Below are 14,225 nucleotides of genomic sequence, written 5' to 3'. Positions count from 1 at the left end.
ATTAGTGCGTTGCATCCTGTGGCGCAAACTTCAGCTCAATCAGTGCAATCGCTTTCTGTATCGCTCGCAGCGTCACCGGGTCAGCCCCTGCTGGGTGGGCGGTAAAATCGATGGATTTCAGTTGGCTCGCCATTTTTTCACGGACTTCAACCGGGGCGATAACGTCGATGACGTCGAGGATCTGTTTGATAACGAGCTGGCAGGCTACCACATCGGAAACCAGTTCATCGTTCGGGGTCAGGTTCTGAGACATTTTTTGCTCCTATTTTGCGGAGCGTAATAGTAACCTACTTTCGCAGAAGATAAAAAAACCTGCCGTGGCAGGTTTTTTTTATCAGAACATAGCGCCTGGCGGTACGTCTTTGAAAGTTTTGCAGTAGTTCTCAAACATGCTTTTGAGGATTTTACGCATGCGCTGTTTCATGTTGATGCTCCGGTTTTGTTATGCAGGTGTTATTGTCTTTACGCACATAATATGACCACCGTCACAAAAATCAACCGTTTTGCGACAAAAATCACACTAGTTTTATCGATTGCGTTAAATTTATAAAAATTTTGTTATAGAAATCGACCACTTACCAAAACTACAAAAGCTATAAATTTTAAAAATTATTTTGATAGGGTAAAACAACCATGAGTGAGCCTCTCCAGGCCCAGGCGAGCCGCGGGGTATCCCCTGCTGCGCTGCTTGTGGCCGGTGCATTCTTTATGGAGTTCCTGGATGGTACGGTGATTGCCACCGCCCTTCCTGATATGGCGAAAACATTTGGCGTTGAAGCCGTCGACCTGAACATCGGCATCAGCGCCTATCTGATCACCCTCGCCGTACTCATCCCCGCCAGCGGTTGGATTGCGGATCGCTTCGGCGCCAGAACTATCTTCAGTCTTGCGCTGGCTATCTTCACCGTCTCCTCCGTTTTCTGCGGGCTAGCCACCAGCGCGCACAGCTTTGTGGCTATGCGTATTTTGCAAGGCGTCGGCGGCGCGCTGATGGTACCGGTCGGGCGACTCGCCGTGCTGCGTACCACGCCCAAGCACCTATTGATTACCGCCATCGCCACGCTCACCTGGCCCGCGCTGATTGCCCCCATTATTGGGCCACCGCTTGGTGGGTTCATCACCAAAGTCGCAGACTGGCGCTGGATTTTCTTTATTAACGTTCCACTTGGCATCATCGCCATTCTTCTGGCACTGAAGATAATCCCTAATATCCGTGACGATGAGCGGAGACCCTTTGATCTGCCGGGATTTGTGGCGACCTCGGTCTCGATGGTGAGCCTGGTCTATGCCATGGAACTACTGGGGGCTGAAAAATTACAAGGTGGGTTAATCGTCGGCCTGCTGGTGCTCGGCGGCGTCACCTTCTATTACGCACTGCGCCACTTCCGCAACAGTCAATGGCCAATGATTCGTATGGACGCCCTACAGGTCCCAACGTTTAAAGTCACGATGTACGGTGGATCGCTATTCCGCGCCTCCATCAGCGCCGTGCCGTTCCTGCTGCCGCTGCTGTTTCAGGTGGGCTTCGGTATGGATCCGTTCCATTCCGGCCTGCTGGTGCTGGCGGTATTCGTGGGTAACCTGACGATTAAACCGGCTACGACGCCGCTCATCCGCAAGCTGGGATTCCGCCGCCTGCTGCTGCTCAACGGCGCGTTAAACGTCATTGCGCTTGTTGCCTGCGCCTTCTTAACGCCGCACACGCCGGTATGGGTGATAATGCTGGTGCTCTACCTTGGCGGCGTGTTCCGCTCCATTCAGTTCACCGGGGTCAGTACGCTGGCTTTTGCCGACGTACCGTCCGCCCAGATGAGTTACGCCAACACGTTATTCAGTACCGCCAGCCAGCTGGCTATCGGCCTTGGCATAACGCTTGGCGCTATCGGTATTCGTTTGGGTGAGAAAGTCAGCGCTATACTGAGCCTCGGCGATGTTCCAGGCATTAGCTTCCGTTTGGCGTTCATCTTTATCGCGCTGATTTGTCTGGTGGGGATGATTGATACGCTGCACTTAACGCGGGATGCGGGCAGTTCGGTGTCGAAGAAAGTGAAACAGTAACCCATCCGGGATGGGTCTGGTTGCAAGGTACGGTGAGCCGTTGACCGTACCAACAAAAAACCCACGCCTGAGCGTGGGTTTTTATTTATCCGTTGAGCGTCAGGCTTACGCCAGAACCTCACGAACAAAAGCTTCGATCTCTTTGTTCTGGCAGTTTTCGAAGAAACATTCCTGGAAACGCTGACCGGAAACGGCGGTTTTCACCAGCGCTGGGTCGATAGCGCGCAGGGTATCCAGATAGTTTTCTTTCACCACGGCCGCTTTCACCTGGTTCAGAATACCGGCGTTGCGAACCTGCGGCTCTTTACGCTCTGGCGGATAGCCTTCGCCGTTACGACCGGTGAACGCTTTTTCAAACATGTAGCGAACGTTCAGCTCTGCGCCCCAGCCATAGCCTTTTGCAAAGGCCAGAGACAGTGCGTTACCGTTGTTGATCTGAGCAAACAGGAAGGCGTCTGCTGGATCCAGGCAGTAACCGCACACAACGCCTGGGTGAATGTTCAGAGACATCATCGCGCCCTGGCCGGTACCGCAACCGGTCACGACGAAATCGACCGCTTTGGAGTTCAGCAGGATGCTGGCCATGATGCCCAGATGGATGTAGGTCAGGTGATGATCGTTTTCATCGCTCATACCCACGTTATAGACCGGGAAGCCTTTTTCATCGGCAACGGCTTTTAACTCATGATGAATAGTCGCGTTTTTGCTGGCCTGGCTATTTTCCATCATCAGTGCAATTTTCATTCTTTCCTCTCCTGAAAGCTAAGCGGGGTTATCCGCAGTCGTTCGATTAGTATTCTCACCTTACTACCAGTCAAACATACTTTCAAATTTTATGAAAAGTAGTTTTAATTTTTACCAATGGGGTCACATTTTTGCCTTTGACCTGTAGATAAAACCTTACATAAACCATTAATTATTTACTATCACCTGGGTGAATGGTCGACTAGACTGGGTAAATGGGCAGAAAGCCCCTGCTGTTTGTCAGCGTTTCAATGGATGAAATAGTCACTGCAAAGGAACTGACTTGTGACACAGGACCGCCGAGGATTTCGACACGCGCTGGGTCTCCTTGTTCTACTGACCCTTATGCTACTTTGGGCGCCCCGCGCTCATGCCGTGCCACCGCAAAAAATTCGAGCGGCGGCGCCTATCCCTGTATGGATTCTCAATGCGGATAGCTTTGAGTTCTGGCGCGACAATCACGGTCAATTCCAGGGTTTCTATCCCGAATTGCTGCACGCGATTAACGCGCGTTACGGCTACAACCTGACGCTACGCCCCATCGACGGCACCACCTTTGAGCAGCGCTTCACCCATCATGACTACGGGCTCTACGCCAGCGTGCTGCAAACGCGAGAACACCTCAAGAACACCATTTTATCATCCCGGCTGCTTGAGAATCCCATCGTTACCGCCAGCATTACTCGCCAGGCTAAATCCATCAGTGATATCAATAATACGCGGGTCATTTTCCGGCGAAACGACCCGACTCAGCGGTTGGTGAAGCAGGCGTATCCTACGTTAAGGTTCCAGCAGGTTATCGAAGTCGACAGCAGCAGAGAAGCGCTGCAAATTCTGCGCAGCGGCGGCGCAGATTTCTATATTAATGAAAATCGTGAAATTGGTGGACCACAGTACTACTACACGATTTCACGACCGTTTGACTCATTGCGTATCACGGCCTCCTTCGGGATCAGCCCGGAGCTGATTTCGCTTCGTAGCAATATCAATCAACTGATTAACGAATGGCAGCAGAACGGAAAACTCCGGGCGCTAGAGGAACAAAGTCGTCTTGAGTATTTTCGTCAACGTTTGACGATAACGCCTGACGAGCGCATCTGGATGGAGAAAAACCGGCTCACCCTTTGGTTGCCAAAGAATGAAAACTTCGCGCCCATTATCTGGCGTGACGACCAGGGCTATCATGGCAGTGCTATCAGTCTGGTCAACGATCTTCGCGATTTGTTGAATATTAACGTCGACGTGCAGTTCGTTGATAACTACATGATAAGAATGAAAAATGAAGATTGGCCAATCCGCCTGGCCGAGATTTTTGACGTGAGCAATGGTACGCAAATGGAGGGTCAGGTTGGCCCGCTGGTCAACTGGTATAACGCCTATTACAACAAAGCCACCGCGCCCTTTATTCTCGACGAAGAGCAGGTTCGCCATCAGCGGGTCGGCGTCATTCGCGGCTCGTTTGCCGCCGACTATCTGCGTCAGCGCTTTGGTAACGACGTTACGCTTATTGCCCGTGCATCAATTGATGAACTGCTCGATACCATCGACAGCAATCATATTGATTACATTCTTGGGGATTTGAGTTCAATGGAACAGGCGCTACGCGGAAGCGATCTATTCCGTGGGGCGTTAAAAGTTGCCGGGATGACCCACTCAAACTATCAGATTGGCACCTGGATGAACATTGCCCATCCGCTGTACGCCCTGATATCACAGGTGCATCTTATCTCCAGCTATCGTTATCAGCAGGTACCGCCAGCGAGCGTAGTGCAACCCACCTCCTTAAGCAAAAACGCGCTGCAAATTATCAGCGCCGGGCTTCTGGCCCTTTTGTTCTTTATTCTCAGCCTGATGCTGATGATGTGGCGCCATATGAATAAGAACCGGGCCATTAACCGCAGCATTGTTGAAGCAATGGAGAAGATAAATCACGTTCACGATGATGAAACCGGCTGTCATATTCGTCGCGTGGCCGCCTACTGCCGCTTGCTTGCAGACGCGCTCAAACTGCCGCCGAAGCAAATTCGTGACATTGAGACGTTTGCCTCCCTGCACAACATCGGAAAAATTGCGGTACCTGAGCATATCCTGCGTAAAAAGGGCAAACTCACCGACGAGGAATTTAAACAGATTCAAAAACATACCACTAAGGGATGGCGAATTGTCCAGGGACTGGTTCTCGGTTCAGTGGCCGAAAATTTGATTCACTACCATCATGAAAAATGGGACGGCTCCGGGTATCCGGAAGGTCTCGCCGGCGAAGAGATTCCGCTGGAGGCGCGTATCCTGGCACTGGCAGATGTCTACGATGCGCTGCGGCAAAAGCGCGTTTATAAACCGAGCTTTTCCCATGAAAGCGCCTCTGAAATTATCGTTAACAGCGCCGGAACCCACTTTGACCCGACGCTGGTGAAACATTTTTGCGCGCTACACCTGCAGTTTCAGGAAATTTATGAGTCACAGAAGGATTAACCCCAGGTTATAGCGACTATTCAAAGGATTGCTTGCAGCGGCGATGGTTACAATGAGGTCACGACTGATTGCGCAGAGCGAATTAATGAAAAGCCTCATTCTTATTCCCTCCCTCCTGGCCCTGACGGCTTGTACCGTGCCCCGTGCGGCGAGCGTAAGCGAAGTGGATGCCAACAGCGGCATCGTGCGCCTGACCTACGGGCAGGCCATTTTGCAGAATGCCAAAACCGATAGCTATCTGGCTCAATCTGAAGCCAATAAAGCCTGCCAGCAAATAGGATATGCCACCGCGTTTTCCTACGGCCAGCCCATCACCACCTGCACTACCACCAGCGGCTCACTGTGCCTGAATGAGCATGTTACCTTGCAATACCAGTGCCGCGGCATTGCCAACGTACCAACGTCAGCCGCTTATTATTAATTCCACGCCGGTTTATCCCGGCGTTATTATTACCAATAATTTAATCGTTATATTTATGCCAATGCGTTTTATTCCCATTCGCATTATTATATAAATGTTTTTATATTTACCTTTTGCAAATAAATTAATAACAATTTATAGTGCCGCTGTAATTAACTCGTAACGTATTATTCCTGGAGCGAAAACATGCTTAAAGCGGCAATGATCGAGAAATTAAATGAACAGATGAATCTCGAACTCTATTCTTCTCTGTTGTATCAGCAGATGAGTGCCTGGTGTAGCTTCAATAGCTTTGAAGGCGCTGCTGCCTTTTTACGCCGCCACGCGCAGGAAGAGATGACTCACATGCAACGCCTGTTTGACTACCTGACCGACACCGGTAGCCTGCCACGCATTAATAGCATTCAGTCACCGTTTGCCGAGTACGCCTCGCTGGACGAACTGTTCCGCGTCACCTACGAGCACGAACAGCTGATCACCGCTCAAATCAATGAACTGGCGCATGCGGCGATGACCAATCAGGACTATCCGACCTTTAATTTCCTGCAGTGGTATGTGGCAGAACAGCACGAAGAAGAGAAACTGTTTAAATCCGTTATCGATAAGCTGACGCTGGCGGGTAAAAGCGGTGAAGGCCTGTACTTTATTGATAAAGAGCTGGCCACGCTCGATACGCAAAATTAACTCTCGTGCAGCGGCGTATTACACGCCGCTGCCGATTAATGGCGGCAAATTTTACTTTCCACCGTCGTAAATCCCGATTCCCGCGGAATAAACTTTCCTTTCTTATGCAGAAACGCGACCAGCTCGGCAGCACTCATATTTTCTGCTGAACAGGTATGAAAACGCGCCTGCTCGCCAAAGCGGGCATGAATTGCCGCTTCCAGACTTTCAATACTGTACTGCTCATCTGAATCAATCATCATATTCAGAACTTCATGACCGTGAATGGATTCCATTATTCCTCCCGTAAAAACGCCACCATAAACTGCATTTACTTTGCATGTTTTGCGCTAGCGCAGCTTTTCCCACGCCGAAGCAAACCGTAAACAATTTCATACACCCACTGTAATTCAGATTTGACGAAACGACAGGTTTCACATACTCTGCGCGGCATCTTTAGTCGTTAATCTGTTCTGAAGTAGAGGAAAGCGTGAAAAACCGTACCCTGGGGAGTATTTTAATCGTAGCCGGCACCACGATCGGCGCAGGAATGTTGGCGATGCCACTGGCATCCGCAGGCGTCGGTTTTGGCGTTACCGTGCTGCTGCTGGCTGGTCTATGGGCGCTGATGTGCTATACCGCCCTGCTGCTGCTGGAAGTCTACCAGCACGTCCCTGCCGACACGGGCCTCGGAACGCTGGCATTACGCTATCTCGGCCGCTACGGCCAATGGGCGACCGGTTTTAGCATGATGTTCCTGATGTATGCGCTGACCGCAGCCTACATCAGCGGCGCGGGCGAACTGCTGGCCTCCAGCCTGAGTCAGTGGTTCAGTATGGATATGCCGCCATCGCTCGGCGTTCTGCTGTTTACCGCCGTCGGCGGTCTGGTGATTTGTATCGGCACTTCGCTGGTCGATCTGTTTAACCGCTTCCTGTTCAGCGCCAAAATTATCTTTTTGGTCATCATGCTGATATTGCTGCTGCCGCACATTCATAAAATCAATCTGCTAACGCTACCGCTGGAACAAGGTCTGGCCCTCTCCGCCATCCCGGTGATTTTCACCTCTTTCGGTTTTCACGGCAGCGTGCCGAGTATTGTCAGCTACATGAACGGCGATATTCGTAAACTGCGCGGCGTTTTTGTTATCGGCAGCGCCATCCCGCTGGTTGCCTATCTGTTCTGGCAGCTTGCCACGCTCGGCAGCATTGACTCACCGGTGTTTAGCGCACTGATGGAGCAACACACCGGCCTGAACGGTCTGCTGCTGGCCATTCGTGAAGTGGTGGCCTCACCGCACGTTGAACTCGCGGTGCATCTGTTCGCCGATCTGGCGCTGGCAACTTCGTTCCTCGGCGTCGCCTTAGGGCTGTTTGATTACCTGGCCGACCTGTTCCAGCGCAAAAACAGCGTGCGCGGACGACTGCAAACCGGGGCTATCACCTTCCTGCCACCGCTGGCCTTCGCACTGTTTTACCCACGCGGGTTCGTGATGGCGCTCGGCTATGCGGGCGTAGCGCTGGCGGTGCTGGCATTGATCATTCCGTCACTGCTAACGATGCAAAGCCGTAAGCATCACCCGGAAGGGGGATACCGTGTTGCGGGCGGCAAGCCGGTGCTGTGGCTGGTCTTTGCTTGCGGGATTGCGGTGATTTTGATTCAGGCGGGGATTGCGACGGGGCTGTTACCGTCAGTAGGCTAAGAACTTCGTAGCCCGGCAGAGCTTCGCGATGCCGGGAGATTTCCCGGAGTCGGCGTAAACGCCTCGTCCGGGCTACCGCATTATTTCGCTAAGCAACACTGCTTATATTTCTTACCGCTGCCGCAAGGGCATGGGTCGTTACGTCCCACTTTCTGCTCATTTTTAATCGGCTGTTTAACCGGCGCTTCTTTTGGGTTGTCCATCCAGTAGTCGAACAGCGCCAGCGCTGCCGGGCTGATGCGGTCGATGCTGTCGAGATACTGTTCGGCGGTGAAGGCACCCAGCGCCGTCGTTTTCTCTTCGTCACCGTGCAGGGCAATCGCGTCAAACGCCGCCTGCTGTGCTTCCGGCAGGCCGGACCAATCGGTCAGCGCCACGCCGCGCAGGTAGCCGTAACACCACTCTTCAACGATGGTCAGCTCCTGGCCCTCTTCTTCACGGGTACCAAACAGCGGTTCAAACTGATCCGGGTAGTCATTGAGGCGGTCAGCGATGTCGCTCATATGCTGCAGCGTCAGGTTAACGAAACGGTCACGTTCGCGGTCGGTTGCCCAGTGCGGCACGTGGTCGGCCCCACCCCATACGGCGAACATCCACTCGGCGGGTTCAATCTCCAGTGGAGACGACAAAATCGCCGTCAGCATGCCGTCCAGTTCAGACACATCAATAATTGACGCATCGGTAGCATACTTTGCAATTGTCTCGTCCAGCCATTCCAGTTCGCTTTCGGTTAACGGTCCCGTTTTCATACTCTTTCTCTATCGTTGTTGATGAGGCATATCATTTGAGGCGCAATGATGCAGGAGTTTGGCGTTGAACTCCAGCGTCATTGCCCTTTCCCCGGCGACATTACGCCGCCGCCAGCACGCTACGCCCCGCCCAGATACGCTTTGCGTACCTCCTGATTACCGAGCAGCTCTTCACCGCTGCCGGTCAGGCGAATCTGGCCGTTGACCATTACGTACCCGCGGTCTGAAAGCTTCAGCGCATGGTGGGCGTTCTGCTCCACGAGAAAAATCGTCATACCATTGCGCGCCAGCTCGCGCAGCGTCTGAAAGATTTGCTTAACCACAATCGGCGCGAGCCCAAGACTCGGTTCGTCCAGCAGTAGCAGCTTCGGGCGGCTCATCAGCGCGCGGGCAATCGCCAGCATCTGCTGCTCACCGCCGGACATGGTCATTGCCCGCTGCTTGCGCCGCTCTTTTAAACGCGGAAAGAGATCGAACATGGTTTGCAGGTCTTCCGTCGCATACTGTGTTCCCACCGGGATGGTGCCCATCAGCAGGTTCTCTTCGACGGTCATATCGGGGAAAATACGTCTCCCCTCCGGCGCCTGCGCAATGCCCCCCGAGGCGACGTAATGGGTCGATTTATGGCTGATATCGTCCCCGCAGAAGAGAATTTGCCCGCCGCGAATGCGTGGCTGGCCAAAAATCGACATCAACAGGGTGGATTTCCCCGCCCCGTTGGCGCCAATCAGCGAGACGGTTTCGCCTTTATTGACCTGTAAAGAGACCTGTTTTAGCGCCTGAATCACGCCATAAAACACGTCAACCTCACGAAACTCCAGCATCGCCTCGCTCATAGGTTCACCTCGTCTTCGCTGGTGCCCAGATACGCCGCAATGACCTTTTCATCGTTCTGAATTTGCTCAGCCCTTCCCTGCGCAATCACGTCGCCGTGGTCGAGTACGATAATGTTGTCCGATATTTCCATCACCATCCCCATATCGTGTTCAATCAGCAGCACCGTTATCGCGTGGTGTTCGCGCAGGAAGCGGATAATCTTGCTAAGCGCCCGGGTTTCAACCGGATTCAAACCCGCCGCCGGTTCATCGAGGCAAATCATCTCTGGCCCGGTACACATGGCGCGGGCGATTTCGAGGCGACGCTGTTGGCCGTAAGACATTTCGCCCGCCAGACGGTTGGCGCAGTCCACCAGATCCACCACCTCCAGCCAGTAGAAGGCGCGATCCAGCGCATCGCTTTCAGCTCGCCGATAGGCAGGCGTGTTGAGCACCCCGGCAATCAGGTTACGGTTGACCTGCATATGCTGCGCCACCAACAGGTTTTCAATCACCGACATTTCGCGGAACAAGCGGATGTTCTGAAACGTTCGCGCCAGCCCCGCCCGGTTCACCAGATGAGTGCCGCCAAACATTTTGTAGAACAGCCGCTGGCCGAACTGCGCCGGATTAATCCAGTCGCCAGGCTGGAACTTCTGCCCGAGGATCTGAATCACGTTGGTGGTTTTATTGCGGGTGTTGAACAGAATGTTGCCGCCGGAGGCTTTATAAAAGCCGGTCAGGCAGTTAAACACCGTGGTTTTCCCCGCGCCGTTCGGGCCTATCAGCGCGGTGATTGACCCGCGTTTAACCTCAAGGTTGACGTCGTTCAGCGCCTTGATACCGCCAAAATGCATCATTAAGTGCTCGACGCTCAGAATCACGTCCTGGCTCATGGCGCGACTCCTTTACGTACGGCAAAACCGCTGCGGTTAATGCGAATCAGGCCACGCGGCCGCCAGATCATCATCACCACCATCAATACGCCAAACAGCAGCACGCGATATTCAGCAAAGCTGCGCAGCAGCTCCGGGGTGACGGTTAACACAAATGCCGCCAGCACCACGCCGATGGTCGAGCCCATACCGCCCAGTACGACGATGGCAAGAATTAACGCTGACTCAAAGAAAGTGAACGAGGTCGGATTGACGAATCCCTGATAGGTCGCGAAGAACACCCCGGCGATACCCGCCGTGGACGCGCCAAGCGTAAACGCCGACAGCTTCACCAGCACATGGTTAAGCCCCATTGAACGGCAGGCAATTTCATCTTCACGCAGCGCTTCCCACGCGCGGCCAATCGGCATTCGCGTCAGGCGATGTTTGATGTACAGCACCAGCAACACGACCAGAACCAGCACCGCATAGATAAAGATAAACTTGAGGTTAGGATTATAGGTGAGATGGAAAAACTCGTGGAACGGTACCCCGCCCTCTTTAGCCCGACGGCCAAACTCCAGGCCGAAGAACGTTGGCGGCGGTGCCGATACGCCGTTCGGGCCGCCGGTAAAGCTCAGCCAGTTATTCAGCACCAGACGGATAATTTCCCCAAAGCCTAGCGTCACGATTGCCAGATAGTCACCGTGCATTCGCAGCACCGGGAAGCCAAGCAGCGCGCCTGCGGCGGCGGCCATTAGCGCCGCAATAGGCAGCATCGACCAGAACCCGAGTCCCAGATACTGATACCCCAGCGCCAGCCCGTAGGCACCAATGGCGTAGAAGGCGACGTAGCCCAGATCCAGCAGCCCCGCTAGCCCGACGACGATATTCAGCCCCAGACCGAGCAGCACGTAGATAAGCCCGAGAATAGCCACCGTCAGCACATATTTTGTCGCCACGAACGGGAAGCAAACCGCCAGCGCCAGTATCAGCGGGATAACCCAGCGCAGGCTGCTTTTATAGTCCGGCGAGCGCACGTATACCCCGGAGCTATCACCTTCAAAGCGGGCGCTAAAGCGCCTGCCAAACGCGGTCATCGACAGCGCGCTTAAGGCAAAGCGCCCGATCATCACCGCTGCGACAATCCACACCAGCCGCTGGCCGTTAAAGTTGAAGCTGTAACCGTCCAGCACCACGCCCACGATGGGGCCAAAGATAATCAGCGCCACCAGGCCTGCGAAAATCATATCCAGCACGCAGCGCTTAAGAGAAAAACCGTCGTGTACGGCCGTTGAATGCGTCATGTTCGGCTCCTACACTTTGGCGACAATCGGGCGGCCAAGCAGCCCCTGCGGACGGAAAATCAGAATGACCACCAGCAGACCAAAGGAGAAGACGTCCTTATAGTCGGTGTTCACCAGCCCCGAGAACTGCGCTTCAGCCACGCCAAGCAGCAGCCCGCCGAGCATCGCCCCCGGCAGCGAACCAATGCCGCCCAGCACCGCGGCGGTAAAGGCCTTAATGCCGATAATAAACCCAGCATAGAAATCAAAGGTGCCGTAGTTCATGGTGATAAGCACCCCGGCCAGCCCCGCCATTGCCGCGCCGATAACGAACACCAGCGAGATGATCCGGTCGGTGTTAATCCCCAGAATCGAGGCCATTTTGCGGTCCTGTTGTACCGCACGGCACATACGCCCAAGGCGGGTATGACCGATTATCCAGGTCAGCAGCAGCATGCCCGCAAACGAGGCCAGCAGAATGAAGATTTTGGTATAGGTTATCTGTACAAAACCTTCGCCGATATGCAGACGCAGCACGCCATCGAGCATCGTCGGTACGCCCTGTTGACGTGGCCCCTGGCTGATTTGCGCGTAGTTTTGCAGGATGAGCGACATCCCGATGGCTGAAATCAGCGGCGCCAGGCGCGTCGAGTTGCGCAGCGGCTTGTAGGCGATGCGTTCAATCGTCCAGCCATAAACCCCCGTTACCACGATGGTAAACACCAGCGTGCCAAGGATCAGCAGTGGAAAAGAGTGCAGACCAAAAAAGGAGAGCAGCGCCAGACCGATGGCGCAGAGATAGGCCGATATCATATACACTTCGCCGTGTGCGAAGTTGATCATGCCGATAATGCCGTAAACCATGGTGTAACCAATGGCTATCAATCCGTAGACGGAACCTAGCGTCAATCCATTGACTAACTGTTGCAGGAAGAATGTCTCCATCATCGCTCACTCATGTTGTGCCATCTATTATTGAGCGCCGGGATGGGAGTATCCCGGCGCTGAGCGTGATTCCGTCTCGTTATTCGACTTCCTTGTACTTGCCCTGGTCATCCCATTGGTAGACCACGTAATCCGAGACTTTCAGGTCACCTTTGCTGTCCCAGGCTTTTTTGCCCATCACCGTTTCAACCGGGTTTGCTTTCAACCAGGCGCTGGCTTTCGCAGAATCGGCACCGCCGGTCGCTTTGAACGCAGCCGCAATGGCCTGAATAGAGGCGTAGGAGTAGAGGGTGTAGCCTTCCGGCTCAAATTTGTTGGCACGGAATTTCTCGATAACCGCTTTGCCGTCCGGGATCAAGCGAGGGTCTTTACCGAAGGTCATGTAGATGCCCTTGGTATACTGTGGTCCACCCGCGGCGGTAACCATTTCTTCGTTGACGATGCAGTCGCCGGAGAAGAATTTCGCCTGCACGCCTTGCTCACGCATCTGACGTACCAGCGGTCCTGCTTCCGGGTGACAGCCACCGAAGAACACCACGTCCGGTTTCTGTGCGCCAATCTTGGTCACGAGGGCGTTAAAGTCTTTTTCCCCACGCGACAGACCTTCGTACATCACATCCTTCACGCCACGCTTCGCGAGCGCCGCGCGGGTAGCATCGGCCAGGCCCTGACCGTAGGTGTCTTTATCGTGGATGATCACCACGCGCTTAGCCTTCAGCTTATCAATAATGAAATCGCTGGCGACGCCACCCTGCTGGTCATCACGGCCGCACATGCGGAACATGTCGTTCATTCCACGTTCAGTGATAAGCGGGTTGGTAGAGCCCGGGGTAATAGCCAGCACGCCAGCGTCGTTATAGACCTCTGATGCAGGCATAGTGGAAGAAGAGCAGAAATGGCCAACCACGGCCTGTACTTTGTCCTGATCGACCAGGCGGTTTGCAACCGATACGGCCTGTTTAGGTTCACAGGCATCATCGCCCTGCACCAGCTTAATTTTCTCGCCGTTTATCCCACCGGCAGCGTTGATATCTGCTGCTGCCTGGGTGGCACCATGCCAGTATTGATCGCCATAGGTGGCGTTAGGGCCTGTAAAAGGTCCCGCAACACCGATAACGATATCGGCCTGGGCGGAAAACGCCGTCACCAGACACCCTGCCAACACAATAGAAAGCGGACTTCTTATTAATTTCAGCGACATTATTATCTACCTTAGCAAAAGAGGTTTATGCATAACGGTGTGAAGCCGAGCCACCGGCGCACGCGCCGGACAAACGACATCCTGACAATATCCTGCTGATAACGGCGAGGTTTCCTTACGCTTTTCAGGCCAAATCATTAAGCAAAATGGCTGCCAACTTTACGCAGCCATGCCCCGATTTTGACAATTTTGAGTATAGAGTGCGTGGATAAGGCCTCTGCCTCGCTGCGGTGAAATTACAGCGGGGATCACATCTCCTTAACAATAAAGTACATAAATAATGCAATAGTCACG

15 protein-coding genes are annotated in these 14,225 nt (G+C 53.7%); 5 read left to right on the top strand and 10 right to left on the bottom strand.

The annotated features are described in order from the left end of the window. Nucleotide 1 precedes the first annotated feature (1 nt). Nucleotides 2-253 carry a DUF2766 family protein gene (locus MY052_RS09325; protein ID WP_248538652.1) on the bottom strand — a complete coding sequence of 84 codons (252 nt, stop codon included), beginning with the start codon at nt 251-253 and terminating at the stop codon, nt 2-4. A gap of 81 nt (nt 254-334) precedes the next feature. Continuing rightward, nucleotides 335-424: a stress response protein AzuC gene (gene azuC / locus MY052_RS09320; RefSeq protein WP_015963980.1), complete on the bottom strand. Its 90-nt coding sequence runs from the start codon at nt 422-424 to the stop codon at nt 335-337. Nucleotides 425-633: 209 nt separating this feature from the next. Between azuC and MY052_RS09315 the strand changes: the two genes are divergently transcribed. Further along, nucleotides 634-2,058, top strand: a complete 1,425-nt coding sequence (locus MY052_RS09315) for an MFS transporter (RefSeq protein WP_248538651.1) — start codon at nt 634-636, stop codon at nt 2,056-2,058. Nucleotides 2,059-2,163: 105 nt separating this feature from the next. Here the strand turns inward: MY052_RS09315 and MY052_RS09310 are convergent, their stop codons facing one another. Next, complete coding sequence (locus tag MY052_RS09310; RefSeq protein WP_035897825.1) at nt 2,164-2,802, bottom strand: RpiB/LacA/LacB family sugar-phosphate isomerase; 639 nt, start codon at nt 2,800-2,802, stop codon at nt 2,164-2,166. Nucleotides 2,803-3,177: 375 nt separating this feature from the next. On the opposite strand from MY052_RS09310, the gene MY052_RS09305 reads away from it, so the two are divergent. From MY052_RS09305 to ftnA, 3 genes are all read left to right on the top strand, one after another. Further along, nucleotides 3,178-5,274 (top strand): HD domain-containing phosphohydrolase, encoded by a 2,097-nt coding sequence (locus tag MY052_RS09305; protein WP_248538650.1) that lies wholly within the window; start codon nt 3,178-3,180, stop codon nt 5,272-5,274. A gap of 85 nt (nt 5,275-5,359) precedes the next feature. Further along, complete coding sequence (yecR, locus tag MY052_RS09300) at nt 5,360-5,695, top strand: YecR family lipoprotein (protein WP_248538649.1); 336 nt, start codon at nt 5,360-5,362, stop codon at nt 5,693-5,695. A gap of 186 nt (nt 5,696-5,881) precedes the next feature. Then, a complete protein-coding gene (gene ftnA, locus MY052_RS09295) occupies nt 5,882-6,379 on the top strand; it encodes a non-heme ferritin (RefSeq protein WP_123652219.1) in 498 nt (165 codons plus the stop codon). Nucleotides 6,380-6,414: 35 nt separating this feature from the next. On the opposite strand, the gene MY052_RS09290 is transcribed toward ftnA, so the two are convergent. Beyond that, complete coding sequence (locus MY052_RS09290; protein WP_035894080.1) at nt 6,415-6,654, bottom strand: YecH family metal-binding protein; 240 nt, start codon at nt 6,652-6,654, stop codon at nt 6,415-6,417. Between the two features lie 254 nt (nt 6,655-6,908). On the opposite strand from MY052_RS09290, the gene tyrP reads away from it, so the two are divergent. Next, nucleotides 6,909-8,060 carry a tyrosine transporter TyrP gene (tyrP, locus tag MY052_RS09285; protein ID WP_369709607.1) on the top strand — a complete coding sequence of 384 codons (1,152 nt, stop codon included), beginning with the start codon at nt 6,909-6,911 and terminating at the stop codon, nt 8,058-8,060. 80 nt (nt 8,061-8,140) lie between these two features. Here the strand turns inward: tyrP and MY052_RS09280 are convergent, their stop codons facing one another. From MY052_RS09280 to MY052_RS09255, 6 genes are all read right to left on the bottom strand, one after another. Then, complete coding sequence (locus tag MY052_RS09280) at nt 8,141-8,809, bottom strand: YecA/YgfB family protein (protein WP_035894084.1); 669 nt, start codon at nt 8,807-8,809, stop codon at nt 8,141-8,143. 119 nt (nt 8,810-8,928) lie between these two features. Next, nucleotides 8,929-9,645 carry an ABC transporter ATP-binding protein gene (locus tag MY052_RS09275; RefSeq protein ID WP_248538648.1) on the bottom strand — a complete coding sequence of 239 codons (717 nt, stop codon included), beginning with the start codon at nt 9,643-9,645 and terminating at the stop codon, nt 8,929-8,931. Next, nucleotides 9,642-10,520 carry an ABC transporter ATP-binding protein gene (locus MY052_RS09270; protein WP_035894088.1) on the bottom strand — a complete coding sequence of 293 codons (879 nt, stop codon included), beginning with the start codon at nt 10,518-10,520 and terminating at the stop codon, nt 9,642-9,644. The genes MY052_RS09275 and MY052_RS09270 overlap by 4 nt, the downstream gene beginning before the upstream one ends. Next, nucleotides 10,517-11,806 (bottom strand): high-affinity branched-chain amino acid ABC transporter permease LivM, encoded by a 1,290-nt coding sequence (gene livM, locus MY052_RS09265; protein ID WP_248538647.1) that lies wholly within the window; start codon nt 11,804-11,806, stop codon nt 10,517-10,519. Before livM ends, MY052_RS09270 begins: the two co-directional genes overlap by 4 nt. Before the next feature lie 9 nt (nt 11,807-11,815). Continuing rightward, entirely contained in the window at nt 11,816-12,730 is a 915-nt protein-coding gene (locus MY052_RS09260; protein ID WP_035894152.1) for an ABC transporter permease subunit, read from the bottom strand. Nucleotides 12,731-12,809: 79 nt separating this feature from the next. Continuing rightward, a complete protein-coding gene (locus tag MY052_RS09255) occupies nt 12,810-13,931 on the bottom strand; it encodes a branched-chain amino acid ABC transporter substrate-binding protein (RefSeq protein ID WP_035894092.1) in 1,122 nt (373 codons plus the stop codon). Nucleotides 13,932-14,225: the final 294 nt, after the last annotated feature.

Origin of the sequence: Kluyvera ascorbata (assembly GCF_023195735.1) — a bacterium.
Classification (GTDB): Bacteria; Pseudomonadota; Gammaproteobacteria; order Enterobacterales; family Enterobacteriaceae; genus Kluyvera; species Kluyvera ascorbata.
This window is presented reverse-complemented; position numbering and strand designations above follow the sequence as displayed.

Bases quoted from the DNA above. Each gene is read 5' to 3' on its own strand.
- MY052_RS09325 (WP_248538652.1), bottom strand. From the start codon at position 253: ATGTCTCAGAACCTGACCCCGAACGATGAACTGGTTTCCGATGTGGTA.
- azuC (WP_015963980.1), bottom strand. From the start codon at position 424: ATGAAACAGCGCATGCGTAAAATCCTCAAAAGCATGTTTGAGAACTAC.
- MY052_RS09315 (WP_248538651.1), top strand. From the start codon at position 634: ATGAGTGAGCCTCTCCAGGCCCAGGCGAGCCGCGGGGTATCCCCTGCT.
- MY052_RS09310 (WP_035897825.1), bottom strand. From the start codon at position 2,802: ATGAAAATTGCACTGATGATGGAAAATAGCCAGGCCAGCAAAAACGCG.
- yecR (WP_248538649.1), top strand. From the start codon at position 5,360: ATGAAAAGCCTCATTCTTATTCCCTCCCTCCTGGCCCTGACGGCTTGT.
- ftnA (WP_123652219.1), top strand. From the start codon at position 5,882: ATGCTTAAAGCGGCAATGATCGAGAAATTAAATGAACAGATGAATCTC.
- MY052_RS09290 (WP_035894080.1), bottom strand. From the start codon at position 6,654: ATGGAATCCATTCACGGTCATGAAGTTCTGAATATGATGATTGATTCA.
- tyrP (WP_369709607.1), top strand. From the start codon at position 6,909: ATGTTGGCGATGCCACTGGCATCCGCAGGCGTCGGTTTTGGCGTTACC.
- MY052_RS09280 (WP_035894084.1), bottom strand. From the start codon at position 8,809: ATGAAAACGGGACCGTTAACCGAAAGCGAACTGGAATGGCTGGACGAG.
- MY052_RS09275 (WP_248538648.1), bottom strand. From the start codon at position 9,645: ATGAGCGAGGCGATGCTGGAGTTTCGTGAGGTTGACGTGTTTTATGGC.
- MY052_RS09270 (WP_035894088.1), bottom strand. From the start codon at position 10,520: ATGAGCCAGGACGTGATTCTGAGCGTCGAGCACTTAATGATGCATTTT.
- livM (WP_248538647.1), bottom strand. From the start codon at position 11,806: ATGACGCATTCAACGGCCGTACACGACGGTTTTTCTCTTAAGCGCTGC.
- MY052_RS09260 (WP_035894152.1), bottom strand. From the start codon at position 12,730: ATGGAGACATTCTTCCTGCAACAGTTAGTCAATGGATTGACGCTAGGT.
- MY052_RS09255 (WP_035894092.1), bottom strand. From the start codon at position 13,931: ATGTCGCTGAAATTAATAAGAAGTCCGCTTTCTATTGTGTTGGCAGGG.